General features: G+C 62.2%; 29 protein-coding genes. 13 read left to right on the top strand and 16 right to left on the bottom strand.

Going from position 1 to position 26,978, the window contains the following annotated elements; all coding sequences use genetic code 11:
• Nucleotides 1-115: 115 nt before the first annotated feature.
• Nucleotides 116-502 (bottom strand): acyl-CoA thioesterase, encoded by a 387-nt coding sequence (locus LH464_RS00465; RefSeq protein ID WP_226784381.1) that lies wholly within the window; start codon nt 500-502, stop codon nt 116-118.
• 195 nt (nt 503-697) lie between these two features.
• Here LH464_RS00465 and LH464_RS00460 point away from each other — a divergent pair, with 195 nt between their 5' ends.
• The 6 genes from LH464_RS00460 (at nt 698) to LH464_RS00435 (ending at nt 7,557) form a co-directional block, all read left to right on the top strand.
• Nucleotides 698-2,533 carry a methyl-accepting chemotaxis protein gene (locus LH464_RS00460; RefSeq protein ID WP_226784380.1) on the top strand — a complete coding sequence of 612 codons (1,836 nt, stop codon included), beginning with the start codon at nt 698-700 and terminating at the stop codon, nt 2,531-2,533.
• A gap of 191 nt (nt 2,534-2,724) precedes the next feature.
• A complete protein-coding gene (locus LH464_RS00455) occupies nt 2,725-4,011 on the top strand; it encodes an extensin-like domain-containing protein (protein WP_226784379.1) in 1,287 nt (428 codons plus the stop codon).
• A 136-nt stretch (nt 4,012-4,147) separates the two neighbouring features.
• Complete coding sequence (locus LH464_RS00450) at nt 4,148-4,969, top strand: sulfite exporter TauE/SafE family protein (protein ID WP_226784378.1); 822 nt, start codon at nt 4,148-4,150, stop codon at nt 4,967-4,969.
• Between the two features lie 129 nt (nt 4,970-5,098).
• Complete coding sequence (locus LH464_RS00445; RefSeq protein ID WP_226784377.1) at nt 5,099-6,025, top strand: ABC transporter ATP-binding protein; 927 nt, start codon at nt 5,099-5,101, stop codon at nt 6,023-6,025.
• A complete protein-coding gene (locus LH464_RS00440; protein WP_226784376.1) occupies nt 6,022-6,783 on the top strand; it encodes an ABC transporter permease in 762 nt (253 codons plus the stop codon). Before LH464_RS00445 ends, LH464_RS00440 begins: the two co-directional genes overlap by 4 nt.
• Before the next feature lie 153 nt (nt 6,784-6,936).
• Nucleotides 6,937-7,557, top strand: coding sequence for a hypothetical protein (locus LH464_RS00435; RefSeq protein WP_226784375.1), 621 nt, complete (start codon nt 6,937-6,939; stop codon nt 7,555-7,557).
• Nucleotides 7,558-7,625: 68 nt separating this feature from the next.
• Here LH464_RS00435 and LH464_RS00430 read toward each other — a convergent pair whose 3' ends face one another.
• The 5 genes from LH464_RS00430 to LH464_RS00410 form a co-directional block, all read right to left on the bottom strand.
• Nucleotides 7,626-8,255, bottom strand: coding sequence for a class I SAM-dependent methyltransferase (locus LH464_RS00430; RefSeq protein WP_226784374.1), 630 nt, complete (start codon nt 8,253-8,255; stop codon nt 7,626-7,628).
• Between the two features lie 9 nt (nt 8,256-8,264).
• The gene (locus LH464_RS00425; protein ID WP_226784373.1) at nt 8,265-8,933 is read right to left on the bottom strand and encodes a pseudouridine synthase; all 669 of its coding nucleotides are present in this window, start codon (nt 8,931-8,933) and stop codon (nt 8,265-8,267) included.
• Between the two features lie 94 nt (nt 8,934-9,027).
• The gene (locus tag LH464_RS00420) at nt 9,028-9,732 is read right to left on the bottom strand and encodes a retropepsin-like aspartic protease family protein (RefSeq protein WP_226784372.1); all 705 of its coding nucleotides are present in this window, start codon (nt 9,730-9,732) and stop codon (nt 9,028-9,030) included.
• Nucleotides 9,729-9,962, bottom strand: a complete 234-nt coding sequence (locus tag LH464_RS00415) for a DUF1289 domain-containing protein (protein ID WP_226784562.1) — start codon at nt 9,960-9,962, stop codon at nt 9,729-9,731. The genes LH464_RS00420 and LH464_RS00415 overlap by 4 nt, the downstream gene beginning before the upstream one ends.
• 30 nt (nt 9,963-9,992) lie before the next feature.
• The gene (locus LH464_RS00410; protein WP_226784561.1) at nt 9,993-10,775 is read right to left on the bottom strand and encodes an adenosylcobinamide-GDP ribazoletransferase; all 783 of its coding nucleotides are present in this window, start codon (nt 10,773-10,775) and stop codon (nt 9,993-9,995) included.
• A 93-nt stretch (nt 10,776-10,868) separates the two neighbouring features.
• Here LH464_RS00410 and cobT point away from each other — a divergent pair, with 93 nt between their 5' ends.
• The gene (gene cobT / locus LH464_RS00405; RefSeq protein ID WP_226784371.1) at nt 10,869-11,885 is read left to right on the top strand and encodes a nicotinate-nucleotide--dimethylbenzimidazole phosphoribosyltransferase; all 1,017 of its coding nucleotides are present in this window, start codon (nt 10,869-10,871) and stop codon (nt 11,883-11,885) included.
• Between the two features lie 2 nt (nt 11,886-11,887).
• Nucleotides 11,888-12,280, top strand: coding sequence for a diacylglycerol kinase (locus LH464_RS00400; protein ID WP_226784370.1), 393 nt, complete (start codon nt 11,888-11,890; stop codon nt 12,278-12,280).
• Here the strand turns inward: LH464_RS00400 and LH464_RS00395 are convergent.
• The gene (locus tag LH464_RS00395) at nt 12,277-13,812 is read right to left on the bottom strand and encodes a sensor histidine kinase (protein WP_226784369.1); all 1,536 of its coding nucleotides are present in this window, start codon (nt 13,810-13,812) and stop codon (nt 12,277-12,279) included. The genes LH464_RS00400 and LH464_RS00395 overlap by 4 nt on opposite strands.
• Before the next feature lie 121 nt (nt 13,813-13,933).
• Between LH464_RS00395 and LH464_RS00390 the strand changes: the two genes are divergently transcribed.
• The 3 genes from LH464_RS00390 (at nt 13,934) to LH464_RS00380 (ending at nt 15,699) form a co-directional block, all read left to right on the top strand.
• Nucleotides 13,934-14,500, top strand: coding sequence for a thermonuclease family protein (locus LH464_RS00390; RefSeq protein WP_226784368.1), 567 nt, complete (start codon nt 13,934-13,936; stop codon nt 14,498-14,500).
• Nucleotides 14,470-15,147 carry a uracil-DNA glycosylase family protein gene (locus LH464_RS00385; RefSeq protein WP_226784367.1) on the top strand — a complete coding sequence of 226 codons (678 nt, stop codon included), beginning with the start codon at nt 14,470-14,472 and terminating at the stop codon, nt 15,145-15,147. Before LH464_RS00390 ends, LH464_RS00385 begins: the two co-directional genes overlap by 31 nt.
• A gap of 66 nt (nt 15,148-15,213) precedes the next feature.
• Entirely contained in the window at nt 15,214-15,699 is a 486-nt protein-coding gene (locus LH464_RS00380) for an Lrp/AsnC family transcriptional regulator (protein ID WP_226784366.1), read from the top strand.
• A 111-nt stretch (nt 15,700-15,810) separates the two neighbouring features.
• On the opposite strand, the gene LH464_RS00375 is transcribed toward LH464_RS00380, so the two are convergent.
• From LH464_RS00375 to LH464_RS00355, 5 genes are all read right to left on the bottom strand, one after another.
• Complete coding sequence (locus tag LH464_RS00375) at nt 15,811-16,698, bottom strand: NAD(P)-dependent oxidoreductase (protein ID WP_226784560.1); 888 nt, start codon at nt 16,696-16,698, stop codon at nt 15,811-15,813.
• Nucleotides 16,699-16,749: 51 nt separating this feature from the next.
• Nucleotides 16,750-17,160: a CopD family protein gene (locus LH464_RS00370; RefSeq protein WP_226784365.1), complete on the bottom strand. Its 411-nt coding sequence runs from the start codon at nt 17,158-17,160 to the stop codon at nt 16,750-16,752.
• A gap of 2 nt (nt 17,161-17,162) precedes the next feature.
• The gene (locus LH464_RS00365; RefSeq protein ID WP_226784364.1) at nt 17,163-17,723 is read right to left on the bottom strand and encodes a DinB family protein; all 561 of its coding nucleotides are present in this window, start codon (nt 17,721-17,723) and stop codon (nt 17,163-17,165) included.
• 85 nt (nt 17,724-17,808) lie between these two features.
• On the bottom strand, nt 17,809-19,401 hold the full coding sequence (locus LH464_RS00360; protein ID WP_226784363.1) for a hypothetical protein: 1,593 nt from the start codon (nt 19,399-19,401) through the stop codon (nt 17,809-17,811).
• A 101-nt stretch (nt 19,402-19,502) separates the two neighbouring features.
• The gene (locus tag LH464_RS00355) at nt 19,503-20,318 is read right to left on the bottom strand and encodes a class I SAM-dependent DNA methyltransferase (protein ID WP_226784362.1); all 816 of its coding nucleotides are present in this window, start codon (nt 20,316-20,318) and stop codon (nt 19,503-19,505) included.
• A 131-nt stretch (nt 20,319-20,449) separates the two neighbouring features.
• Here LH464_RS00355 and LH464_RS00350 point away from each other — a divergent pair, with 131 nt between their 5' ends.
• The gene (locus tag LH464_RS00350) at nt 20,450-21,172 is read left to right on the top strand and encodes a DUF2270 domain-containing protein (protein WP_226784361.1); all 723 of its coding nucleotides are present in this window, start codon (nt 20,450-20,452) and stop codon (nt 21,170-21,172) included.
• Nucleotides 21,173-21,174: 2 nt separating this feature from the next.
• Here LH464_RS00350 and LH464_RS00345 read toward each other — a convergent pair whose 3' ends face one another.
• The 4 genes from LH464_RS00345 to LH464_RS00330 all read right to left on the bottom strand — a co-directional run bounded on the left by LH464_RS00345 (nt 21,175) and on the right by LH464_RS00330 (nt 24,045).
• Nucleotides 21,175-21,441, bottom strand: coding sequence for an usg protein (locus LH464_RS00345; protein ID WP_226784559.1), 267 nt, complete (start codon nt 21,439-21,441; stop codon nt 21,175-21,177).
• 114 nt (nt 21,442-21,555) lie between these two features.
• Nucleotides 21,556-22,386 carry an ABC transporter permease gene (locus LH464_RS00340; protein WP_226784360.1) on the bottom strand — a complete coding sequence of 277 codons (831 nt, stop codon included), beginning with the start codon at nt 22,384-22,386 and terminating at the stop codon, nt 21,556-21,558.
• Nucleotides 22,383-23,165 (bottom strand): ABC transporter permease, encoded by a 783-nt coding sequence (locus LH464_RS00335; protein WP_226784359.1) that lies wholly within the window; start codon nt 23,163-23,165, stop codon nt 22,383-22,385. Before LH464_RS00335 ends, LH464_RS00340 begins: the two co-directional genes overlap by 4 nt.
• Nucleotides 23,166-23,274: 109 nt before the next feature.
• Nucleotides 23,275-24,045: a transporter substrate-binding domain-containing protein gene (locus LH464_RS00330; protein WP_226784358.1), complete on the bottom strand. Its 771-nt coding sequence runs from the start codon at nt 24,043-24,045 to the stop codon at nt 23,275-23,277.
• A gap of 340 nt (nt 24,046-24,385) precedes the next feature.
• On the opposite strand from LH464_RS00330, the gene LH464_RS00325 reads away from it, so the two are divergent.
• Nucleotides 24,386-26,497, top strand: coding sequence for an OmpA family protein (locus LH464_RS00325; protein ID WP_226784357.1), 2,112 nt, complete (start codon nt 24,386-24,388; stop codon nt 26,495-26,497).
• Nucleotides 26,498-26,978: the final 481 nt, after the last annotated feature.

The following is a 26,978-nucleotide window of genomic DNA, read 5'->3' as shown; positions in this document are numbered from 1 at the left end:
TGCTCCTACCCGGAAGGCAGAAAGCCTGCCATCATTCAGGTATATAAGAGGGTACTTATAATTTTGACAGAGGCGTTGCGGCAATGATGGTTCGGGCGGCGGCTCAGTCGGTGCCTCAGTCGGCAGGGACCGGCATGGGGCGGCCCTGTTCGTCGAGCGCCACCATGATGAATGTGCCGGCAGTGACCTTCTCGAGCATCCGGTGTCGTGCACGCTGGGCCCAGGCTTCCACGAGCAGCGTGATCGACGTGCGTCCTACCCGGGTGATCTCGGTATAGACGTTCAACGTGTCGCCGATCTTCACGGGCAGCTGGAAGGCCATTTCCTTGACGGCGGCGGTGACCACCCGGCCACGCGCACGCTCGGCGGCACGGATGCCGCTGGCAAGGTCCATCTGCGCCATGACCCAGCCGCCAAAGATGTCGCCGGCAGGATTGGCATCGGAGGGCATGGCGAGCGTTCGCAGGGTGAGTTCGCCGGTTGGGCGCGTGCTATCGGTCATGGTCGATCCTTTTCACGTCAAAAGAGCCGATTCTCGGCACGGAAGCCAGTCTCGTTGGCAATGTGGCGGGTTTAGCGGTGAATTAGACTTTAGTTGCGCCTAACTCGCGCAGGAGGCGAAGTCCCTGTGTTTTCACTACCCGGTAACTATCCCCGTCTATCGTTGGCGACAGTTTGTTGCAAAGGGGGGAATTCTATGCAGCGCCTAGCCATATCCACGCGAATGTATTGCCTCATCGTCTTCGCACTCGTCATCCTGGGCAGTGCAATGACATTCAGCCTGTTCGAAAGCTATGCCTCTTCCGAAAAGGAGCGGAAGGCAGGGCTCGATTTCATGGACGATATCGCGGTCAGTGTTCTGAACCAGTATCACGCGCTGGAGGTTTCCGGTGCCATGACCCGCGAGCACGCCCAGGCCGAGGCCATGAAGGCGATCGGCGGGATGCGTTACGACGGCGGCAATGGCTACTTCTGGATCAACGACATGCGGCCCTACATGGTCATGCATCCGATCAATGCCAAGCTGAACGGCACGGACCTTTCGCAGAACAAGGACCCGAACGGCAAATTCCTGTTCGTCGAGTTCGTGGAAACGGTCAAGGCCGGCGGCGAGGGCTTCGTCGATTACTACTGGCCGAAGCCCGGCGCGGCTGAGCCTGTCGAGAAGTATTCACACGTGATCGGCTTCGAGCCCTGGGGCTGGATCGTCGGCACCGGCGTCTATGTGGACGACATGCACGCCATGTTCCGCGACAACATGATCAGCTATGCGCTAACGTTCGGCACCTGCGCCGTGATCCTGCTCGGGGGCGCCTTCATCGTCATCCGCAGCATTACCGGTCCGCTCGGGCAGGTGAAGGGCGCGCTGCGCGACATCGCCGAGGGCGAGGCGAACGTGACCGTGCCGCATACGCAGCAGAAGAACGAGATCGGTGAAATGGCGCGGGCGCTCGTGGTGCTGCGCGATGCCGTGGAAGAGCGGCTGGCTCTGCAGGAACGCGAGAGCGAGCAGAGCCGCGCATTGGCCGAGGAGCGTTCGAACAACGAGCGCACGATCTCGGCCGCCGCTGGCCGGCAGACGCGTGCCATGGCTGAACTCGGGCGGGCACTTTCCGAACTCGCGCAAGGGGACCTGTCGGCTCATGCGGGCGACCTCGGCAGTGACTACGAAACGCTCCGCGGGGACTTCAACGCAGCCGTGAGCTCGCTACGCCAGACGATCGTCTCGATCACCGAGACGAGCCATGTCGTTCGCGACAGCGCCGCCGACATCAGCAGCGCGACCAACAACCTGTCGCGCCGCACGGAGCAGCAGGCGGCATCGCTGGAAGAAACGGCGGCCGCGCTCGACGAGATCACCGCGACGGTGAAGACGGCTTCGGAGCGCGCCCACGAGGCACGCGCCATGGTCGCGGAGACCAAGGCAAGTGCAGGTCGTTCGGGCGACATCGTCCGCAATGCGGTCGATGCGATGGGCCGGATCGAGGAATCGTCCAGCCGCATCAACCAGATCATCTCGGTGATCGACGAGATCGCCTTCCAGACAAACCTGCTTGCGCTGAACGCTGGCGTCGAGGCGGCACGTGCCGGCGAGGCGGGCCGAGGCTTTGCGGTTGTCGCGCAGGAGGTTCGGGAGCTGGCGCAGCGTTCCGCAACAGCCGCCAAGGAGATCAAGGACCTGATCCGGAACTCCGCCCGCGAAGTCGACAGCGGCGTCTCGCTGGTGCGCTCGACCGGCGATGCGCTGGTCGAAATCGCCCAGCTTGTCGAGCGGGTCAATGCCCATGTCGAGACGATTGCCACGGCATCGCGCGAACAGGCGGGCGCACTGTCCGAAATCAACGCGTCGGTGAACCAGATGGACCAGATGACCCAGCAGAATGCCGCCATGGTGGAAGAGACCACGGCTGCGAGCCAGACGCTGGCGGAGCAGAGCTTGCAGCTGCAGGGTCTTCTCTCGGCCTTCCAGCTGGACGGGCACGACCTCTCGGACGCCGCGGGCGCGTCCGGCCACGGCGTACGCGCCGCCTAGGACCTGCCGGTCGGCATTTGCGAAACCCGCCGGGGGCAATTCCGGCGGGTTTCTGCTGTCCAAAGTCCGGCCGTATGGCGATGCCGGCCGCGAAGATGACGTGATATGGTCACGTTTCGGAAAGTGTTCATTTACCTCGTTGGCCTAATTTGCTGCAGGTTGCCATTTCGGCACGGAGAGCGGCAATCGGTATGGCGTATGCTTCCCTTTCCCAGCGAGTCCTCGCATCGTTGATGATCACGACCATGCTGGTGAGTTGCTCGGCCGAAGGGCTGGTGCCGCCTGCCAGCGTCGATGGCGAGACACGCGTCAGCTCCATCAGCCCGATGGCCTCCATTCCGCAGTCCGGCGGTTATAGCCAGCCCTATCCGGCGAGCGCGCCGGTCCAGCCTGCTCCGCAGCAGCCTGCCCCGATGGGGGTGTCCGAGGGGCAAGCCGGCCAGTTGCCGATGATCGACAGCGACCAGGCGATGGGCATGCAGGCCTCACAGGGAAATCCGGGCGTCATTCCGCAGGATGGCGTCAACATGGATGCCCAGTTCGGCTTCACCGATAATGGCGCAAATGGCGGGGCGAGCGACGAGGTCATCGGTCTTGCGCAGGAACAGGATTCGATGATCGCCGAAGGCGGAACGTCGCAGCCGGTCGTGGACGGAATAGGAACGGACAATCCGATGGCGCTCGGCGCGAGCGCCGGCATGCCGCCCGGCCAGAACGATCAGGTGATCACCATCCCCCCGAAGCGGCAGGGCGCAGGCGTGCAGGGCGCCCAGTCCGGGGGTGCACCGATGTGGAGCGACCAGACGCCGGTCGTCGCTCCGACGCGGCTGCCGCCGGAGGAGCCGCAGCAGGTGGCGATGCTGGCGAAACCCGACAATCCAATGACGGAGCGTGAGGCGATCCGCCCGCGCGCCGTGATGCCGCAATCGGAAGTGAGCTGCCGGGCGGAGTTGCGCCGGCTCGGTGTCGAATTCCGCGACATCCAGCGGATCGCAGATGGTCCGAGCTGCGGCATAGAGCATCCTGTCCTGCTCAGCGGCTTCTCAGGCGGCATCAACCTCAAGCCGGCGACGAAGCTCAACTGCCAGACGACACTGGCGCTGGCGAAGTGGGTCAAGTTCGAACTCGCCCCGTCGTCGCGATACCGCTACCTCTCCGGGGTGAAGACGATCGAATCCATGGGCGGCTATTCCTGCCGGCGCATGAACAACAGCCGCCAGAGGCGCAATCCGATGTCGGAGCATGCCCGCGGCAATGCGATCGACCTGGGCAAGTTCGTGCTGAAGAACGGCAAGCGCATCGATGTGCGCAAGAAGAGTATCTTCGCCTTCCGCGAGCGCGGTCTGCTGAACACCGTGCGGGACGACAGCTGCAAGTATTTCCATACGGTGCTCGGACCGGGCAGCAACAAGGAACACTGGAACCATTTCCATTTCGACCTGCGCTCCCGCAAGTCCGGGTCGCGTTACTGCGATTAGGTCGAGGCCGCATTCTGTGACCGGCGTACCGGGATCGGGCGCGGGCGGCTTGTCCGACAAGTCCGGAGATGCCAGAAGTCGTTCCAGAAAATGACATCTACAGGCCGGTTCCGGCCGCATCTCCTGGCGATAAGCAATGCCCCCGGTATCCGAAATCCTTCTGTTCGTCCTCGCGCTCGCAGCAGCGGGCGTGGTCGCAGGTCTTCTTGCCGGCATGTTCGGGATTGGCGGAGGCGCTGTCCTCGTGCCGATCTTCTTCCATGTGTTCGGCCTTCTTGGCGTGCCTGAGGACGTGCGCATGCAGCTGGCGCTCGGTACGTCGCTCGCGATCATCGTGCCGACCTCGATCCGCTCCTTCATGGCGCACAGGCAAAGAGGCGCCGTCGACATGTCGCTTCTCAAGGGATGGATCATAGCCGTGCCCCTGGGAACGCTCGTTGCCGCCGTCATTGCTGCCAAGGCGTCGAGCGTGGAACTGCGCATCATCTTCGCCGTGATAGCGCTGCTGCTTGCGTTCCGGATGATCTTCAACCGGGCGAGCTGGAGCCTCGGGACCGACATTCCCGGCAATCCCGTGCGGTTCGTGGTCGGGTCCGGTATCGGCGTCCTGTCAGGGCTGATGGGGATTGGCGGCGGGGTTCTCAACAATACGTTCATGACGCTCTACGGGCGCACGATCCATCAGGCGGTGGCAACGTCCGCCGGTGTCGGCGTGCTGATCTCCCTGCCGGGGCTTGCCGGCTATATCTGGGGTGGCTGGGAGCTTCCCGGCTTGCCGCCTTTCTCGACCGGCTACATCAACTGGCTGGCCGTGCTGCTGATGATCCCCATCACGCTTGCGCTTGCGCCCGTCGGGGCCAGGCTCGCCCATGCGATGAGCAAGCGTCAGCTCGAGGTCGGATTCGGCATCTTCCTGATCTTTGTGTCGCTGCAGTTCGCGCTGACGATTATCGTCTAGGTTGAGGAGCTGATCGTCATTGGTCAGCTTACGCGAACGCAATGTTCTTCCTTCGGGGATGGTTTAGGCGCGCTTTCTACCTATATTGAGCGCCGTTCCCGAGATGAATTTTCGCAAAGATCCGTTCGCATGACCCCCATCGTTTCGATCCGCAACCTGACCAAGACCTACGGCAATGGTTTCCAGGCGCTGAAAGGTGTCGACCTCGAGATAAAGCGTGGCGAGATCCTAGCGCTGCTCGGCCCCAACGGGGCAGGAAAGACGACGCTCATCTCGATCGTCTGCGGTCTCGTCAATCCGAGCGGCGGACAGGTGCTTGTCGGGGGGCACGACGTCGTTCGTGAGTTCCGCAAGACGCGGGCACTGATCGGCCTCGTTCCGCAGGAGCTGACGACCGACCAGTTCGAGACCGTGTGGAACACCGTGACCTTTTCGCGCGGACTGCACGGCAAGCCGGCCAATCCGGCGCGGATCGAAAGCATCCTCAAGGATCTCTCGCTGCTGGATAAGCGCGACAGCATGCTGCGCGAGCTTTCCGGCGGCATGAAGCGCCGCGTCCTGATCGCCAAGGCGCTGGCCCACGAGCCGGAAATCCTGTTCCTGGACGAGCCGACTGCCGGCGTCGACGTGACCCTGCGGCGCGACATGTGGCAAGTGGTGGAGCGGTTGCGGAAGACCGGCGTCACCGTCATCCTGACCACCCACTACATCGAAGAGGCGGAGGAGATCGCCGATCGGGTCGGCGTCATCAATGGCGGCGAACTGCTGCTTGTCGAGAACAAGGCGGCGCTGATGAAGAAGCTTGGCCGCAAGGAACTGCGGCTGGAACTGGCTGAGCCTCTGGGGGCGCTGCCGTCAGGCCTCGATTCCTATCACGTGACGCTGGCAGAAGATGGCGGGGCGCTGATCTACGAATACCAGGGCGAAGCGGAGCAGGGGCGGATCGCCACGTTGCTGGGCTCGCTCGCGGCGCAGGGGATCGAGTTCCGCGATCTTTCGACACGGCAAAGTTCGCTCGAGGACATTTTCGTGGAACTGGTGGGACAACGGTCATGAATTTCGAAGCCATCAAATCCATCTATCTCTTCGAGATGGCCCGCATGCGCCGCACGCTGTTGCAGAGCGTCGTTTCGCCCGTCATCACGACATCGCTTTACTTCATCGTCTTCGGAACCGCGATCGGCTCGCGTATCCAGGAAGTTGACGGCGTTTCCTACGGTTCCTTCATAACTCCGGGGCTGATCATGCTGACATTGCTGACGCAATGCATCAGCAATGGCTCTATCGGCATCTATTTTCCGAAGTTCACCGGGACGATCTACGAAATCCTGTCGGCGCCGATCGCCATGACCGAAATCCTGATCGGCTATGTGGGGGCCGCCGCGAGCAAGGGGCTGATCATTGGCCTCATCATTCTTGCGACGGCGTCGTTCTTCGTCGATATCTCGATCGCCCATCCGTTCATGATGGTGGTTTTCCTGGTTCTGACGGCGATCACCTTCAGCCTTGCCGGCTTCATTATCGGCATATGGGCGAAAAACTTCGAGCAGCTGAACATCGTGCCGATGCTGGTCGTGCCGCCGCTGACCTTCCTCGGTGGCAGCTTCTATTCGATCGACATGCTGCCGCCGTTCTGGCAGGCGGTCAGCCACTTCAATCCGGTGCTCTACCTCGTCAGCGGCTTCCGCTGGAGTTTCTACGAGATTGCCGACGTCAATCCGCTGATCAGTCTTGCGATGATCGGGCTGTTCCTGGCGCTCTGCCTGTCGCTCGTGGCTTGGATCTTCCGGACCGGCTACCGCCTCAGAAGCTGATCACCTATCGGCTAAAGTTCATTCTCTCGCCTTACTGCTCCGGGATGGTCGCCTGATCGACGCTTGGAGGAGGACCGGGGCTTGGCGATACTGCGCTGTTTTCGGATGATCCAGTCTTGGACTGCGATGTTTGGGGCTGTGATGTGTGCGGCTGTGATATTTTCTGCCACGACGTCCCGCGCCGAAGAACAGGTCATTCTCGACTACCAGGATCCGCAGTTCCGCATGGCCATGCCCGGATCGAACGCCGCCGAGCGGCGACACATTGCCATGGCGCTACGCTCCGTTGCCACCGAGGAGGTCAAGGCGCTTGGCAACGACTTCGTCATACTCGGTGGAGCGGAGGGTAAGTTGTTCGGGGCGGGCGAGGTGGATTTTCACCTTATCTCGTCCGAGGAACCTGTTGCTATCGAGCCGTTTGTGGACAGGCCGGGGCAGGTGATCCTCGCACTGAAGAACGAACAGGCGGCCGGTAGTTTCCACCTGCCGGAGGAGCTGCAGTTTACCCGGGTGGTGGGCGCCGTGGATATCGACGGCGACGGCGCCAGCGAAGTGCTGCTCGAGGCCAACACCATGAACATGGGCGAGTTGCACACCGCCGTCTACGCCATCCGGTTGGAAGGCGAGATGAAGGCGAGCGTGGCGCAGATGCTGTCTGGCGCATTCGTCGATACCTGCGACACGCCGCATGGCGAAAGGAGCAGGATCGCCATGTCCATCAGCCTTGAAGGAGGAGAACTGAAGGGAACGCCGCACGAGGAGAGCTGCGGCTGAGGAGACCAGATCCTTGGTCGTTTTTATCCCGCGCCGACCGGCCCGCTTATAGACCGGCAACTGCCTGGCTATGAGCCGATGCTGGGGATCTTCGCCTTGACGAAAACGTCGTAACGGGTGCTCTTTCCCACGATCTGATGGGACGGCTTGCGTATGTCCGGCATCGGGTCCGCGCGCAAGGGCCACTTCAGCACCACGCGGTTTTGCGCACTGTCCAGCGCGACCTGCATGAGTTGCATGGCGTCGGGATCGGTGCCGACGATGTCCCGTATCAACCGCATTTCCTTCTTTACCAACGCCATCTTGTCGCGCGGCGGATGCATCGGATCGATCAGGACGACTTGCGGCTTCAGTTGTGGAAGCAGTGCGCGGGAATCGCCGTGTATCAGCGTCATCCGCGCAACAGTTTCCGCATAGCGACCACCTTCCGCCCGGGCTCGCTCCAGCCCCTCCGCAAGGAGCGCATGCATCGTGGCCGAGCGTTCGATGAGGGTGACATGTGCACCCAGTGCTGCCAGGAAGAACGCATCGCGCCCAAGGCCCGCTGTCGCATCGACGATGTCCGGAGTTACGCCGCTCGAAAACCCTGCGGCTTTGGCGAGCGGCTGCCCGCGCCCCTCGCCGGAGCGAAACCGGTGACCGACCGCCCCACCGACGAAATCGACGATCAGCGACGAGTTTTCGAGCTTTTGCGCCATTGTCCGGCCTCAGAATGGAACGGGAGCAGTGAATGTAACATCCGACCCGTCAGGATGGCGGAAGCTCAGCTGCTCCGCATGGAGAAGCAGCCGGTTCGCGGCAGACAGCGCTTCGCCGTCCGCGTAAAATTCATCGCCGAGAATGACGTGGCCCAGCGCCTTCATGTGCACACGCAATTGATGGGTGCGTCCTGTCAGCGGAAACAGGCGCAGACGGGTCGTGTTCTCGCCATAACCGATGACCTGCCAGCGGGTTTGGGCAGGCTTGCCGTGATCGGTATCGACACGATGCCGAGGCTTGTTGTCGGGATCGATAGCCAGAGGCAGGTCGACCGTTCCTTCCTCATCCTCGACCCGACCCCAGACCTCGGCGATATATGACTTCCGGGTGGTGCGGGCCTCGAATTGCGCAGCGATAAAGGCGTGAGCCTTGCGGTTGAGGGACATCAGCACAACGCCCGATGTGTCTTTGTCCAGCCGGTGGACGATCAACGCCTGCGGGAACTCCTTCTGCACCCGCGTCAGGAGACTGTCCTGGAGGGCGGGGTGGCGCCCCGGCACCGACAGGAGACCGCTCGGTTTGTCGAAGACAAGAAAATCCGCGTCTCGATGGAGGAGTGAAACGTAAGGGTCCAGCGGCGGATTATAAATGGGGGCGACATCTGAAAGCGCGTTCATGGCGACCGTCTAGCACAATTCTATCCTTACGGAAGGTCTTCGAGCAGATCCGGGTCTTCGATGGGGCGACACGGGATGCGGTCTGGGTCCGCGGCTAGTCCCTTAGTCGCAGCTCGTCGGTCTGCATCTGCAGGTTGTTGAGCGTCGACAGGAAGGTCATGCCGAGCAGGCTCTGATCGAGGCGGCCTTCCTCGGTCACCATGGCGCGCACATTGCGCCGGACGATCGGGCCGATGGAGATCTCGCTGAGGCGCACGGGGGCCGCGGTCGCGCGGCCGTTGGCGGTGGCGACGGTGACCGTGTAGGAAAGTTGCTGCGGGTTGAGGCCGATGCGCTCGGCGTCGTCGTAGGACAGCACCACCGCGCTTGCGCCGGTATCGATCAGCATGGAGACAGGTTGCCCGTCGACATCCACCTGGGTCTCGAAATGGCCACCCATGCTGCGGTGAACGATGACTTCGCTGACGCCATCCGTCGTGCTGGTGACCACGGCGCTGCCGGGCATGAGGCCTGCCGAGAGGCGCGCGCCGACTTGATTGAAATCGTTGCGATAGAGATAGGCCGTGACGAGGCCGAGGATAATGACGAGCCAGATGGCGACGTAGCGAAGAATCTGGCTCATGTTTCCGCGCCGGCCGGCGAGAACACCGGCAGCAAGAAGGCCGGCGATCGGCAGCAGGAAAATCATCTGGCCGAAATCCTCGTTCGCCATGCCGAAGGTCTGACCGCTCTCATGGTTGAAGAGAAGCAGTGCGAGACCGGCGCCGAGGATGAGGAGGACGAAGGTAAGGCCGTTCATTGCGCGGTTCGCTCCTGGTCCTGTCGCTTGGCCAGCCTCTGGCGCTTCGTTTCCCGTCGCGGCTTGCGTTCGATCAGGTCGAGGCGTCCGGGCAGGATGTCGATGATCTGGCGACGCTCGCTATCGGCATATTCCATCCAGCCGGCGATCTCGTCGCGGGTGCGCCCGCAGCCGAAACAGTAGCCGGTCCTGTCATCGATGGAACAGACGAGAATACAGGGTGAAATCATGGGTGAGATCATGTCTGACATATCGGCGTCTCACACAGCCAGCGCAAGGGCGACAAGGAACACGATTTCGCCAGCTTGTTGCGTGGCGCCGATGGTGTCGCCGGTATGTCCGCCGATCTTCTCGTCGGCGAGGCGCGTGATGCCGTAGGCGGCAAGGGAAGCGAGTACAAGCGCCACGAGTAGCGCAACCGGGCCGGCCGGGGACAAAAGCAGCAGCATGCAGACGAGCGCGGCGCTGATCAGCGCGAATGAGCGGGCGCTGGCTTCCGGCCTTCCGGCGCCGGAGGCGACGCCGCCCAGCCGTGCAGACGGGAGGGTCTGCCAATGGGCGACCATGAGCGCGCGGCTGAGCGCGGCTGCGGCCAGAAGGGCAAGTGCGGGCAGGGCTTGCGCATCACTGGCCAGTGAAGCAAGCGCCGTCGCACGCAGCGAAAACGACAGGATCAGCGCAATGACCCCGTAGCTTCCCGTGCGGCTGTCCTTCATGATCGAGAGGATGTGGTCGCGGTCCCGTCCGCCACCGAACCCGTCGGCGGCATCGGCGAGCCCGTCCTCGTGGAGCGCGCCCGAGAGCAGGGTGACGACGGCGATCGCGATCAGCGCCGCGAGCAGAGGCTCGGCCTGCCATTCGAGGAGAAGCCACAGCAGCAGCGCAGAGGGGATGGCGAGCAGCAGTCCGGCCAGCGGAAAGGCGCGAACGGCGCGGCTGACGGAACCGTCGTGACCCTCGAAATAGCGGGACGGGACCGGCAGGCGGCTCAGAAAACCGAGCGAGCGGGCAAGATCACCGATGAATTCCGTGGCGTTTGACAGTTGTCCCTCCGTCCGTGCCCGACTATGAGAACAGCAAAGCTTGATTTGCCGGTAAACACAAGTGACCGACGGAACACCAGAGAGAACATCCCCATGAGCATGAGTGGCCTGCCCTTCGATGACTTCCGTACCCTGCTGCAGAACCTGCCCGGTCCGGATTCACATTCGCTGGTCGCAGCCCGCGAGCGCGACGCCCAGCTCACCAAGCCGCCGGGCTCACTCGGACGGCTTGAGGAAATCGCCATGTGGCTTGCCGCCTGGACCGGCCGCGCGCCGGCAGTGACGCGACCGCTGGTGGCGATCTTCGCCGGCAATCACGGAGTGACCAGGCACGGCATCACGCCCTATCCGCCTTCAGTGACCCAGCAGATGGTGGAGAATTTCGCAGCCGGCGGCGCGGCGATCAACCAGATCTGCGTGTCCTACGATCTCGGCCTGAAGATATTCGATCTGGCGCTGGATTATCCGACCGGTGACATTACCTGCGAGCCGGCGCTTTCGGAGCGCGATTGCGCCGCCACCATGGCCTTCGGCATGGAAGCGATCGCCGGTGGCACGGACCTGCTCTGCATCGGGGAGATGGGCATCGGCAACACGACAATCGCGGCGGCGATCAACCTGGCGCTCTACGGCGGCGAGGCGGAGGACTGGGTAGGCCCGGGCACCGGCTCGCACGGAGAACTTCTGGAACGGAAGATCCAGGCGGTGAAGACCGCGGTCGAATTCCACAAGGACCACCTGACGGATCCGCTTGAAATCCTGCGCCGCCTGGGCGGTCGCGAGATTGCCGCGATCGCCGGCGCAATCCTTGCCGCGCGCGTCGAGAAGATCCCGGTCCTGCTGGACGGCTATGTGGTGACTGCCGCCGCATCGATCCTCAAGGCCGCCAATCCCTCGGCGCTCGACCATTGCCTGATCGGGCATGTTTCCTCCGAGCCCGGTCACATGAAGGCGATCGAGATGCTGGGCAAGACGCCGCTTCTGGCGCTTGGCATGCGGCTTGGCGAAGGCACCGGTGCAGCACTCGCAGCCGGCATCGTCAAGGCGGCTGCCGCCTGCCATTCCGGCATGGCGACGTTTGACCAGGCCGGCGTGAGCTCGGGGGCGTAACCTTGGAAAAGACGCCAAAGGACAGCGCGATCAGGAAAGCCAGCGGGCCGAGACGCGTGCTGGCTGCGACGCGCTATTCGCTACAGGGTCTGGCGAGGCTATGGGGCGAGAAGGCCTTCCGGACCGAGGCGGCGGCCTTCGTGGTCGGACTGGTGCTGTTCGCCGCAATCGGGGCCGATGCTGCCCACTACCTGATCCTCGCCATCCTCATGCTGCTTCTCTTCGCGGTCGAAGCGCTGAACACGGCGATCGAGGAACTGGTCAACCGCATCTCGCCGGAGATTTCGACGGTTGGCCGGAACGCCAAGGACCTGGGTTCATTCGCCGTCTTCTGCCTGCTCTGCGCGAATGGGCTGTTCGTGCTGTATGTGATTGCGGAGCGGCTTATCTTCTAGGCAAACGACTTGCGGCGGCGCTCGACGGGCGCGGCATCTTCTATGGCCGGAAGGCTCTGCAACACGCGGGTGGCGGGAAGGATGGCGATGGCCTCGGTTCCCTCGCGGAGCTTTGAGCGCAGGACGAACTGGCCGTCGTGCTTGGCAAGAATGGCCTGGACGATCGGCAGGCCGAGGCCGGTGCCCTGTTCGGCGCTCTTGATGGCGATCGTGCCCTGACCGAAGGCGGACAGGACGACCGGGATCTCTTCTTCAGGAATGCCGGGACCGTTGTCCTTGACGGCGACGTATTGGCCGCCGCCGGCCGTCCAGCCGACCTTCACGGTGATCTCGCCACCCTGGGAGGTGAATTTCACGGCATTCGACAGGAGGTTGAGGACGACCTGGCGGATGGCCTTCTCGTCGGCCCATATCTGCGGCAGGCCCGGTTCGAACTGATCGTGGATGACGATCCGCTTGGCGCTTGCGCGCAACTGCACCATGCCGATGCAGTCCTCGGCGATGTCGAGCAGCGACAGGGCATCCTCGTACAGCTCGTAGCGTCCTGCCTCGATCCGCGACAGGTCGAGAATTTCGTTGATCAGGTTGAGAAGGTGCTCCCCGGAGCGGTGGATATCGCCGGAGTATTCCTTGTAGGTGGGGTTCGCCAGCGGGCCGAGCACTTCCGAGCTCATGACCTCGGAAAAACCGAGGATAGCGTTCAGGGGTGTGCGCAGTTCATGGGACATGGACGCCAGAAAGCGGGATTTGGCAAGATTTGCCTCTTCGGCGCGGCGGCGCGCCTCGTCTGACATCGATTTTGCCACTTCCAGTTCGGCGATCAGGTCATCCTTTTCCGACTGGTAGGACATGAGCGTCAGGTTGGAGCGGTATTGCCGGTCCGCGATGTAGTGGAAGAAGACGACGGCCGTGGCGGAAATCGCGGTCATGCCGATATCGAGCAAGTGGCCTGAGATGATGGCTGCAGCGAGGAGCGCAAGCACCAGCGGCAGGAAACCGACCAGAATGCCCTGGCGAAGCATGACGCAGCTCATGGCGCTGATGGAAATCGCGACCAGCAGCACGGCGCCCTGATAGAAATAGTAGCCCTCTCCGGAGCAGGTGGCGCAATCCTGCAGCGAGAAGACAGCCCAGCTGCAGCCGACCAGGACCTGACCGATGAGAAGACGCAGCCGCCACTTGCGCATATTCGGGGCGGTGATCTCGATACGGCTGGCCCGGCGCGCAATCAGGACGTTGATGGCGTGAACGCTGAGAGCCAGAAGCGCCCAGCCCACCAGGGTCGTCGCCGGGTTCAGGTAGAGGCCGATCGCCGTGACCACGGTCACGAAGAGCGGGGTGACGAGCGCGCTCTGAAGCACAGTATTGACATGCATGGCCAGCACGTCGCGATCGAAGGCAGGTGCATTTCTTCCAGTAGATTGCAGGCGCTCACGAGTCGCGCGGACGGTCTTGGACACCGCCTTGTTGCGGTGGCCGCGAGACAGATCAACGATGTTCTTGTCCGCCGAGGCGCTGACGCCGTTACTCATGACCACTGGATAGATTACCCCGATGATTGCGAGCCTAGGGCGGAAACCTTAAGAAGATGCTGTCAGGCAAGGATTTGTTTGCCATTTCCCTGAAGTTTCTGTTTTTGATTAGGGCCGGATTGTGACACGTTTTATTCGTAAGATCCGAAGTGCGGGCCTGTTCCTGGCATTCATCTTTCTCGGATCTCTGATCGCGGCGAAGCTTGATGATGTCGGGACGCTGTCCATTGGCGGACCTTTCGCGACGATCGACGGCGATACGCTGGCGGCGGGGATCGAGCGGCTGCGGCTCGAAGGTATCGACGCGCCCGAAATCCGCCAGGTCTGCAAGGACGGCGAGGGCAGGGAATGGTCGTGCGGGGAAGAGGCGAGGGTAGCGCTCGAACGCCTCATCGCCGCCCCGGGTGTGGAATGCAAGGCATCGGAGCGGGATCGCTATGAGCGACTTCTGGTGCGTTGTCGCGCCGGAAGTCAGGACATCAATGCCGAGATGGTGCGCCTCGGCATGGCGGTGTCGTCGGGAGACTACCGGTCCGAAGAGACGGCGGCGCGGGAGAAGCGTGCCGGCCTGTGGACCGGCGAGTTCGAGAAGCCGCGCGAGTGGCGCATCATGCACGGGATGATGGACGATTCCGGCATGGCGGAAGGGTTTGTGGCATGGCTCAAGGGACTGTTCAGGAGCGAGTGACCGAGATCGACCGGCCCGGGCCGTCGGATGGGCTCGACGACCTGCGGTCTGTGATCGCCGCCTGCCGGCTCTGTCTCGACGGCCCGGCCCGTGGACCGGTCGACCGGCTGCCCCACGAGCCGCGTCCGGTTGTGGTTCTGTCGAGGAAAGCCCGGATACTGATCGCGGGACAGGCGCCGGGGCTCAGGGTTCATGAGAGCGGCCTGCCTTTCAACGATGCCTCCGGTGACCGGCTGCGCACCTGGCTTGGAGTGAGCCGGGAGGAATTCTATGACCCCGACCGGTTTGCAATCGTGCCCATGGGCTTCTGCTTTCCCGGTTATGACGAGAAGGGCAGCGATCTGCCGCCGCGCCGCGAATGCGCGCCGTTGTGGCGACGGGCGGTGATCGATGCGATGCCGCAAGTCGAGCTGGTGCTGGCTATCGGCCAGTACGCCCAGGCGTGGCATCTCGGCAGTCGAAGTCGCAAGGGGATGACGGAGACCGTGAGGAACTGGAGAGACTATTTCTTTTCCAACGAGGCGCCGCGCGTGCTGCCTTTACCGCATCCGAGCTGGCGCAATACCGCCTGGCTGAAGCGCAATCCATGGTTCGAACAGGAGGTTCTTCCGGTGCTGAAACAGCATGTGGATAGCCTGGCGCGTTAAAACATAATTCGCGCTTTTGTGCCTGAATGGGCTATACAGGAGAAAATCATTCCGAAGGACAGTGCGATGGACCGCCTCGACCGAAAAATCCTCCGTATCCTCCAAGAGGATTCGACGTTGGCAGTTGCCGATCTTGCCAAGAAGGTCGGGTTGTCGACGACGCCCTGCTGGCGTCGCATTCAGCGCATGGAGGAAGACGGTGTGATCCGTCGCCGGGTCGCGCTGCTTGATCCGGTGAAGGTCAACACGAAGGTTACCGTCTTCGTCTCCATTCGCACCTCGAGCCATTCGATCGAGTGGCTGAAACGGTTCTCGGAAGTCGTGGTGGATTTCCCTGAAGTCGTCGAATTCTACCGCATGAGCGGCGACGTGGATTATCTCCTGCGCGTGGTGGTGCCGGACATCGCAGCCTATGATGCTTTCTACAAGCGGCTTATCGCGCGCATCGAAATCCGCGACGTCTCGTCCGCATTTGCCATGGAGCAGATCAAGTACACGACGGAACTTCCGCTCGACTACATGATGCTCGACAGCAAGTCCGGAGAAGACTGAGGTCCCCGTCGGCTCTGCTTTTGCAGCAGGCTGACGCAGCCAGCGATGTTCTCCTCCGAGCCCAGCGTCTTCATATGCCCGGCATCGGAGGAGGGATCGATCATTCCCGCATCATTTTCTGTCGAGCCGGGCGAGAAGCGAGGACGTGTCCCAGCGATTGCCGCCCATGGCCTGGACGTCGCCGTAGAACTGATCGACGAGCGCGGTGACCGGGAGCTTCGCGCCATTGCTTCGCGCTTCCGCGAGCACAATGCCGAGATCCTTGCGCATCCAGTCAACGGCGAAGCCGAAATCGTACCTGCCATCGTTCATCGTCTTGTGGCGGTTCTCCATCTGCCAGGAGCCAGCGGCGCCCTTGGAGATGACTTCAACAACCTTTTCAATGTCCAAGCCGGCTTTCTTGCCAAAGTGAATCCCTTCGGCAAGGCCCTGAACGAGACCGGCGATGCAGATCTGGTTGATCATCTTGGTCAGCTGGCCGGCGCCGACCGGCCCCATCAGGCCGACCATGCGCGCATAAGCCGAGATCACCGGCTTGGCCCTTTCGAAGACTGCCTCGTCGCCGCCGCACATGACGGTGAGCATGCCGTTCTCGGCGCCCGCCTGACCGCCGGACACCGGGGCGTCGATGAAGTCCACGCCTCTGGCGCTGGCGGCTTCGCCAAGTTCCCGGGCGACCTCGGCGCTGGCTGTGGTGTTGTCGATCAGGATTGCGCCCGGCTTCATTCCGGCAATGGCACCGGTTTCGCCAATGGTGACGGAGCGGAGGTCCTCGTCATTGCCAACGCAGGTGAAGACGAAATCGGCATCGCGGGCAGCTTCCGCGGGTGTCGCGGCGGATTTGCCGCCGAACTTCCTTGCCCAGTCATCGGCCTTGGATGCGGTGCGGTTGTAGACGGTGACGTCGTGGCCGCCCTTTTCCTTCAGGTGGCCCGCCATCGGGAAACCCATTACACCCAGACCGATGAATGCCACCTTGGCCATGTCGTTCTCCTCCAGAATTCGATTGCTCGAGCAATAGCCGAATAGGGCTGTAGCCTCAACCGTCCGTCAGAACGGCTTGACCACGGCGAGCCCCACGACCGCCACGACCGAGACGAGCACGATCGGCATGCCGACGCGCACGAAGGCCGGCGGATCGAGGTGCGGATCGGCTTCCATGCGCCGCAGCCAGCCGCTTTGCATTCCGTGCAGCGCAGACAGCATGATGACGATTAGCAGCTTCAAGCCGAACCAGCCGGTCGCATACCAGCCGTACGACACTGCAAGGATCAGGCCGAAGAGCCAGGCGAAACCCAGCGCGGTGGTGGTGACCTTGCGGTCATAGGGTCTGAGCGCCGAGATGACGGCCGTGCGGATGGTGGGCGGCACCATGGCGATGACGAAGGCATTCACCAGCATGCCGCCGATCCAGATGATGTCTGAAATGATGTGGAGGGACTTGAGAACGAAATACAGCATGCTCAGCTCCAGATGAGGGCTTCGGTGAAGCCAAGTTCGGCAAAGTCCTGGCGACGAAGCGCCTGCTCGGATGGATCGGCGGGGAAGAATTCATCCAGCTGCGGCGGTGGCACGGATGTGCCCGACAGCATGGCATGAACCTGGCCGCGATGGTGGATCTGGTGCTGGAACAGGTGCAACAGCACGCGATCGGCGCGCTCCACCTGAATATGGCTGTGTCGCGGGATTTGGACCTCCGTGCCGATCGTTGTCGAATCAAGCTGACGACAGAGGTCGATCAGGCGCCGGTCGGCCGCGCGTTGCTCACGATCGAGGTCGACGAGGAGCGGAAAGGGGATTTCGGGATCGAACGCCGCATCGCCGATGCAGTTGCCTTCGAGCGCGCCGATGTAGAGCCAGTCGACGGTGAGGATGTGGTTGAGCGTGTGAATGATCGACGGGAAGAAACTCACCCGTGGCTCGGCCAGCTCCTCCTTCCGCAACTGGCTGCAGGCATTCAGCAGGCGGTAGTTGGCCCATGCGTTGTTGTAGGCCTGGGCCAGAAGGTATCGCTGGGGCGTCATCGCGCATCCTCCATGTCGTGGAGGAAAACTAGCGTCTCGGCTTGCAGATGACGAGTCCGAAGCGTCTTTGCCCCGCAACCGCGATTTACGCGGTTACCGTCGAAGGCTGGTCACCAGCATCACTGTCGTTCTGTGGTAGGGCGTCGGAGTTTGGGCATGGATCGCGGGCCGGGCGCCGAGGATTGTCGAGACGTTCGGACCGCAGCCCGATACTATCGCTCATTTCCTGCCAGATGCGACGGAGCCGGCGGACGTGGAGGTCATCGGAGATCCAGCCCATCAGATGTTCGATGCAGATCTTCGCCCTTGCAGGGTTGCGGGTTACATAGTCGTGCGCCCAGGCACAGTAGTCCTCGACGCTTGCTGCGATGATGCTGCCGTCCTTTCTATGGAACGGCTTCAACTTTCCCGTTTTCTCGATGTTCCGCATCACCTCGGTCGTGGCAAGGAGAATGGCGGCAAAAATCAGGTCGAATTCCTCCGGTCCGTCCTCCGGCGGATCGTCTGCCTGTCGACGGCCCCGAAAGTCGATGGCGCGTTCGAGATCGAAGACGGTGCGCACATGTATTTCGCGCAGCATCAGGAAGCGGTCGATACCCACGATGTGGCATAGCTGGGCCTGCCCAACCCAATCGACACACTGATAGATCCCATAAGGCGACTCCACGAACAGCATGATGGGATTGTATGTCGCGAGGTTCTGGACCTCATGTATGCCGCACTGTTCGAGGCGGAAGCGCGTGAAGTAGTCAATGCCCTCAATGACGTTGAGGGGGATGACACGTGTGACGTCAGCGAACCGATCGTCATCACGCTTTACCCATCTGATGACGGATTGCATGCGCGTCAGCATGAAATTCGAGGAGCTTTCCGGAAGGAGGGCGAGGACAGGGGCCAATGCCAGCCAGTACCAGGGTATTTCGGAGCAGGCGCCTTCCTCATTCGAGGCCAGGATGGTGTCCCCGATGGCGCGAAGCGGATCGGGGAAGGCCTTGAACGCGACGATGATCAGAAGGATCGAGGCGAGCATTTCGATGGTCTGCTTCAGGAACGTGTAGGCAGACAGATCGAAGGCTGCGAGGCCGCGCATGAACATGCGCACCGCTGCCACGAAGGCCCCCGCAAAGGCGAGTGATCCTATGACCTGAAACTGCAAGGTCATGATTTCTGGCGGACAGGCTCCAGGGGTGCTTGCCGTCTTTGTCACCAAACCGTCTTCCAGGACGTCGAACAGTGTGGAGAAGCCGAAATACGAAATGACGATGAAGCCGAGCGAGGAGGCAAAAAGCTGGAAATCCCCGGGATTGCCGAGGCCGCGAGTGGCGCGAATGATGATCTGGATCTGTTCGGTCGGCCCGGCACTTTGAAATTCTTCGGACATTGCCCGGGATAGGCGGACATCGGCCATATACTTCGACTTGACGAACTCGAGGGATGGATCCTGTGCCCCCTCGTAGTCGCTCCGGTAATCGGGAGCCTCGGTGGAAGGGTAAGCCTCGATGAAGTCCTGGATCATCTTCAGCCGCCTGACGCGTGACTCATTGCGGCAGTAGATGATGAGGAGAGGCGTCAGGATCGCCAGCAGCAGGATGGGCCAACGGATATCGATATGGTCCTCCGCGGCAGCCAGTGCAGCCGGAAGCCCATGCTCGTGAAGGATGCTCAACCATTGACCCATGGCGTTTTGTCCCTGCCATGGGTCATTAAACAGGAAGCGCAGCCACCAATCCAGCGACTACATGCTCTCTCAGGTTGTGGCGCTTGCCTGTCGCTGTATTTTCAACCCTGCAATCGTGCGATCACCAGGTGTCCGGGCGTCGGATTGCCGTCCTGCATGCGGACGTTGATGTCGGAGATTTCCAGGATTTCGAACCCGGTGGCTGCGAGGCGTTCGCGAACATATGTTTCGGCGTGGGCGAAGCGCTGGTGCGGAGCGACCATGTAAGGGCGGCCGGCGAATATGTCGTCGGGCAGCGTCTCCGACGAAAACACGAAGATGCCGCCGGCGACCATGTTTTCGGCGGCGCCGAAGAACAGCGGCTCCAGCGCACCCAGATAGGGCAGCACGTCGGTGGCCGTCACGAGGTCGAACGGCTCGTCGTCATTGTCCTCGAGGAAATCCTCGACCTCGGCCACGTAGAGGGTCTCGTAGAGATCCTTTTCATGGGCGACCTCGACCATGTTCTCGGAAATGTCGATGCCGGTGATGTCGTCGACCATGTCGCGCAGCGTGCCACCGGTCAGCCCGGTTCCGCAGCCGAGATCGAGCATGCGCTTGAACGGGCCAAGCTTGAGCTCATGCAGGCGCTGGCGCACCAGAACCGGAACGGCATAGCCGAGTTGCTCGACGAGAATGTCCTCGAAGCTCTCGGCGTGCTGGTCGAACAGCGTCTCGACATAGGCGTCAGGCGCCTTGGCGGGCGTTTCTCCACGGCCGAGGGCGGCGATGCGTACGGCCGCGCCGCCGTGATCTTCCGGGTCGATGGAAAGGACTTCCTGATAGGCCTTTACGGCAGCATCGATATCGCCGGCCTTTTCAAGTGCCAGTGCGCGGTTATAGGCCTCGGCCAGCGCTTCCTCGTCGATCTTCTTCATGATGCTACTCCGTGTCTGGCAGCGATTTATGCGTCTTGTCGCCGTTTGGCAATGATGCCGGTGGAACAGGGGAAGCTACAGGTCGTTGAAGGAGTAAAGCGGCTCATCGTGCGGTGAGCAGGAGAGGAGACATGTCCGCCACCCAAGCACCGACAGCGCTCGAAGAGAACATCGAACGGCGGGCGCCGTCGCTTCCCATCACGTCGGCCGAAAAAGCCAACATGATCATCCACTATTACCGGGGCGAGATGGGGCGGATGACGAGCTGGCGTGACCGTATCGATCGTACCTCCAATTGGGCCATCACCGTTGTTGCGGCGCTGCTGTCGGTTTCGCTGTCCACGCCGACATCGCACCATGGCGTCGTGCTGTTCGCGATGCTGCTGATCTCGCTCCTGCTGCTTATCGAGGCGCGGCGGTACCGCTTCTTCGACGTCTACCGGGCGCGGGTCAGGAAGCTGGAGCGGCACTATTTTGCGCAGGCGCTCTTTCCCCACGAGGACCTCAAGCCGGACTGGGCCGAGGCGATTGCCAAAAGCCTGCGGAACCCCTGCTTTCTCATCAGCTACCGAGAGGCGCTGTACCGGCGCGTGCGCCGGAACTATTCATGGATGTATCTGATCCTGCTCCTGGCGTGGTGCCTCAAGATCTCGACGCCGAAGCTCTTGCCCGGCGAAACGGAGGCCGATGTCGTCTTTTCGTGGCGCGAGGCAGTGCAGAATGCGGCATTCGGCCCCTTGCCGGGGTGGATCGTCATCGCCGGTGTCGCCGTGTTCTACGGGCTCATCTTCTACTTTTCGCTTCATCGGGCGTCCGATGAAGGCGAGCTCGCGCATGGCGAGGTGCATGTCTGACGTCAGTGCAGGATGAACTCGCCCTGAAGTGCGCGCCATTCACTGGCAGAGATCATCTTGCGGTGGACGTAGCGCACCGAGTGAAGGGGGCCGTCCAGCTTTTCCTGCCAGAATTTCAGGAAGCTCTTCATCTCGGGAAAGTCGGGGGCGAGGTCGTAGTCCTGCCAGACATAGCTTTGCAGCAACGCTGGGTGATCGGGCATGCGATAAAAGATCTGGGCTGTGGTCAGGCCATAGCCCTTCAGCATCAGTTCCATTTCCTTGTTCATCATCGTTCCCACTCTTTTGTGACGACGCGTAGGAGACGCCTACAGATGAACATGGTGTGGTTACCGAAGTCTTTACAGACGCACGGCCAGAAGATTTATCGCATCGAAAGCCGATCAGCGTTTCAAATGCCGGGTAAGACGTGCTTCGAGGGCGGCCCAGATGTGACGGAGCGCCTCGACGATGGTGAGATAGAAGATCGCAGCCCAGAGATAGGTCTGGTAGTCGAAGGTGCGCGAAAACGCGTAACGCGTCTCGCCCATCAGGTCATAGACTGTGACGATGGCGACGACGGCCGAGCCTTTGATCAGCAGGACGATTTCGTTGCCGTAGGGGCGCAGTGCAACGATGAGCGCCTGCGGCAGGACGATCTTGCGGAAAGCAACGCTCTTCGACAGGCCAAGGGCGGCCGCTCCTTCGTGCTGTCCGTGCGGCACGCTGCCGATCGCACCACGCAGGATTTCCGCCTGGTAGGCAGCCGTGTTCAAGGTGAGCGAGAGAAGGCCGCAATACCAGGCTTCGCGGAAGAACCACCACAGGCCTACGGCTTCTAGCTGCGGCCGGAAGCTGCCGAGCCCGTAATAGATCAGGAAGAGCTGGGCAAGCAGTGGCGTGCCACGGAAGACGTAGACATAGGCGTAAGCGATGCCGCCGATGATACGGTTCTTCGACATGCGCGCAAAGGCGATCGGCAGCGACAGTATCGCGCCGAGGACAACCGCGAGCCCGACCAGCGAGATGGTAATCCAGAGACCCGAGAGATAGCGTGGACCGTAGCGCAGGAACTTCGCTTCGTCCCAGCCACCGACCATCAGCGCGACGATGGCCACTGCGAGTGCCGCCCAGAGTGCCAGGACGGCGATTGCGACGATCCGGGATGCCGTCCAAGGCTTGCTGGCAGCAGGTGGTGCAGGGCGTGGCGCAATCAGTTCACGGGCGTAGGTCATCGGCGACCCTCGCCGCGACGTGACCAGCGCTCGATGAAACTCAAACCGAAGGAGGAGATGACGGCCAGCGCCAGATAAAGCATGCAGGCGAGGAAATAGAAGAAGAAGGCTTCCTTGCTGACCCGGGCCGCGATGCCGGTCTGGCGGATGATGTCGGCAAGGCCGATGATCGATACGTAGGACGTGTCCTTGAGAAGGATCATCCAGAGATTGCCAAGGCCGGGCAGCGCGATCCGCACGAGCTGCGGCAGGACGATGAGGATCATCGTGCGCGACCGGTGCAGGCCAAGTGCGTCGCCGGCTTCGTACTGGCCCCTGGGTATGGCGCGAAAAGCAGACAAGAGCACTTCCGAGGAGTAGGACGAGAACACGACCGCGAGCGCGATCATGCCCGCCAGGAAGGCGTTGATCTCGATCCGCTCGTTTATGCCGAAGGCGGACAGGACGGACTGGATGAGCAACTGCATCCCGTAATAGACGATGAAGAGCGTCAGCAGCTCCGGAAGCCCACGGAAGATCGTCGTGTAGATGCCGACGGCCGCGCGGAGCATCCTGTCTTGCGACTGTGCGGCCAGGGCGATGAGAAATCCGAGCAGCAACCCGATGGGAAGCGTGGCGACGGCGAGGGTGATTGTAACCTTGACGCCAAAGGCGATCTCGTCGCCCCAGCCGCTGTCACCGCAGCTGATCAGGCTGTTTTGACCGACCAGCGAAAAGATTCCTATCGGCCCGCAGAGCGGATCGAGGGCCGTGGCGAGGGCGGAGAGCCATCCGCTCATCAAACTGCTTTCCCCTTGCGGCTTTGCCGCTTGTTATCGTGCTTCTGTTTAAAAAGAAAAACGGCGGAAGGGCAAGCCTCCCGCCGACACTGTCATCAGTAATGGCGACTTATTTGCCGTAGGCGTCGAAATCGAAGTACTTGTCGTTGATTTCCTTGTACTTGCCGTTCTCGCGGATGGCCGCGATCGCTGCCGTAAACTTGTCGGCAAGAGCATCACCCTTGCGGACTGCGATGCCCGCGCCCTGACCGTTGATCTCGACGTCGACGTCAAGCGGGGTCAGGATCTTGCAGCAGGCACCGTCTTCCGACTTGACCCATTCCGACAGGACGACGACATCGTCGATCACGCCATCGACGCGGCCGTTCTGGATGTCGAGCTTGTATTCGTCGGCCGTCGGATAGAGCTTCAGCTCGGTATCCGGCATATGCTTCTCGGCATAATTGGCATGGGTCGTCGAGGTCTGTGCGCCGAGCGTCTTGCCCGCCAGGCCGGCCAGGTCGGTGATCTCGGAATCCTTCGGCACGGCGATAGCCGGTCCGGTGTTGTAATACTTCTTCGAGAAGTCGACCTGCTGCAGGCGCTCAGGCGTGATGGACATGGACGCGATGATGGCGTCGAACTTCTTGGCCTGCAGCGCCGGGATCATACCGTCCCAGTCGTTGGTGACAATTTCGCATTCCGCCTTCATCTGCTCGCAGAGTGCCCGGGCGATATCGACATCGAAGCCGCTGAGCGTTCCGTCGGCAGCAAGGGCGTTGAAGGGGGGATAGGCGCCTTCCGTCGCAATAACGATCTTCTCCTGAGCGGATGCCTGTCCGGCGAACAGGGCAACCGTGGCGATCGAGGCGGCGGCAAGGAAACGTGTGGCGATGCGCATAATGATCCTCTCTGTTGGTGCCGGCGTGGCTGTTGATATTGTCTTCTTCACGCTCGGCAGGCTCGGAGCAGGCTCCGGCCATGGCTTTTATAGATACGGCCCGCCCAAAATTGCAACGGCATTTTACGTGCACTGCAGCAGGCATTGTGGCGCATGGGCTGGCCGGCCGGAGGTGAGGTCCCGAGATCCGGTCCGTTCAGGAAACGTTCATGACGCGGGCGGCAACGTTTGGGGGAACCAAACGCGCTGCGCGCCGTTCTGGAGCCGCGCTTACTGCGCTCGACGTCCGGGACAAGGACGCGAGAAGAAGGGACGAAAATCCCAAGTCGAGGAGATATCGATGTCCATTGGATTTAGACTGTTTGCCGGCGTGGCAGCGCCGCTCGTGTCGCTGCCGCTGATGATGCAGCCGGCAGCAGCCGTCCCGCCGAAAGCCGCTTTCGAGGCAGGCGCTGCGGGCAATGTCGTGAGAGTGCAGGAACAACTGATCCTGCCGCCAGGCGCCGCGCCGGAAGGTGAACAACCGCAGGAAGAGGAAGCACCCCCGCCGGAGGCGCCGGCCGAGGAGCCGCCGGCGCAGGAGGCTCCCCCTGAGGCAGCTCCCGAACAGGCACCTGAGCCGCAGCAGGAGGCGCCTGCCGAAGTGCAGCCGGAAGCCCCCGCGCCTGAGCCGGAGGCGGTCCCGGAACCTGAACCGGCACCCGAGCCGGAAGTAGCGCCCGAGCCGGAAGCTGCCCCTGAACCTGAAGCTGCTCCGCAAGCCGAGCCCGAGGCACCGGCTGAACCGCAAGCGGAGGAAGCTCCGGCCGAAGAGCCCGCTCCGCAGGCCGAAGAGCCCGCCGCGGAGGAACCGGCACAGCAGCAGGAAGCCCCTGAAGCAGCACCCCAAGCTGAGCCGGCCCCTGCAGCCGAAGAGCAGGCTCCGGCAGCGCCGGAAGCTCCTGCTGCGACCGAACAGCAGCCTGACGCGCAAGCTCCTGCGGCAGAAGCGCCCGCTGGTGGACAGGACGGCTCGACGCAAGCTCCGGCCGAACAGCCCGCCGAGGCAACGGGTGAAGCCCCCGCGCAGCCGGGTGAAGCAGCGCCCGCAGATGGTGCCGCAGGGCAGGCCGCCCCAGATGGCGCCGCCACGCAACAGCCTGGCGATCAGCCTGTAGAGCAGGCGGCACCGCAGTCGCCGACCACGCCCGAAGAGGTCGAGCGGGCCCGAGCGATTGCCGATGATCCGTCCCAGGCTCCCGAAGGCCAGCCGGTGATACTGCCGGTTGAAAACGGCGCGGCGGTACTCGACAGCCAGAAGGAGTCGATGACCACGACCACCACGACGACGACAACGACCACCGGTGCTGCACCGGCTCAGGCTCCTGGCCAAGCTCCGGCCCAGGCGCAGCCGGCAGAACCCGTTGCTGCCCCGACATCCGATGCGGAGGCCCAGGCGCCCCTGCAGGAGCGTGGCCGTGTCGAACTTCGTGCCGCAACGGCGGAGCAGGGCGAGCGGATCGAGGGTCGTCCCGAATTCCGCCGCCTCTCGGGATGGGATTATCGTGAAGGCGCTGTCCGCGGCGACCGTGACCGCCGGGGTAACCGTGGCGACGATCGCTGGGGTGACTGGCGTGACGACGATACGCGTGTGATCGTCAACATCGATAATCGTACCGTTGTTCGCCACGACGATTCCAGCCGCTTCTATCGTGACAGCGGCGAGGTCTACTACGAGCGCCTTCCGGGCGACCGCTACCGCGAGGTGGTGGATCGCGAGGGTGGTGTTCAGGTCGTGACGATCCGCAACAGCTACGGAACGGTGGTGCAGCGGTCGCGTATCGTCGATGGTGAGGAATACGTCCTCTACTATGCGCCGGACCTCTACGAAGAGGATGAGTATGTATGGCGCGATCCCGCCCTCGACCTGCCGCCGATGCGGCTGACCGTGCCGCTCGACGAATACATCATCGACACCTCCAGTGACCCGGACCGCGACTACTACGAGTTCCTCGAGCAGCCGCCGGTGGAGCGAGTGGAGCGTGTGTATTCGCTCGACGAGGTAAGGTACTCGGCCCGTATTCGCGACAAGGCCCGCCGCATCGATCTTGATACGATCAAGTTCGCGACAGGCAGCGCCGAAATCCCGATGAACCAGGCAAGTTCACTGAAGAAGGTCGCCGCGGCGATGGACAAGATCCTGAAGGACAATCCAGCGGAAACCTTCCTGATCGAAGGTCATACCGATGCGGTTGGCTCCGACGACAGCAACCTGATCCTGTCCGACGAGCGTGCGGAATCCGTGGCGGTCGTCCTGACCGACGCTTTCGGTATCCCGCCCGAGAACCTGACGACCCAAGGCTATGGCGAACGGTATCTGAAGGTTCGCACCGAGACGGAAAACCAGGAAAACCGGCGCGTCACCATCCGGCGCATCACGCCGCTGGTGAAGCCCATCGCTTCCAATCAGTAGGTTCGATTTATTGAACAAAAGGCCGCCGGAGCGATCCGGCGGCCTTTTTGCATGCATGGTCGGCCGTGTGCGAGCCTGCAGGATGTCGGGTCGCAGGGAAATTCCTCAAGTCATGCCCCGGCAGGGGGGCGTTCGGAGAGGTATCCGGGCAAAGCCCGTGGCGGAGCCCGCGTGTGGTCCGGTCAATATGTAACCGGTGTGCGGTGGCCAATGTTGAGCCGGTTCGGATGGGCTTGTGTGTCCTGGATATATCCGTTGGATCGATCAGGAGGCGCCGGCGAGTTTGAGATTGCCCTTCCGATGATGTCAGTCGAGCACCAAGCTGCGGGCAAAGAGGATGAGATTGTGAAGCGTCCGTTGGAAGCTGAGCCGCGACCGTGGCGCGCTGGACCTTGCGGGTAGCAGAGCGCTGCCGGTGCCAAATGGCGCGACGCCGAGCAGGAAGCTATCGGCGCGCAGTTTTCTAGCTGGCAAAAACGGG

The sequence above is a fragment of the Pseudorhizobium xiangyangii genome (assembly GCF_020531965.1).
Taxonomy (GTDB): domain Bacteria; phylum Pseudomonadota; class Alphaproteobacteria; order Rhizobiales; family Rhizobiaceae; genus Neorhizobium; species Neorhizobium xiangyangii.
The sequence above is the reverse complement of the archived record's forward strand: the minus strand, read 5'-3'. Positions and strand labels throughout refer to the sequence as shown.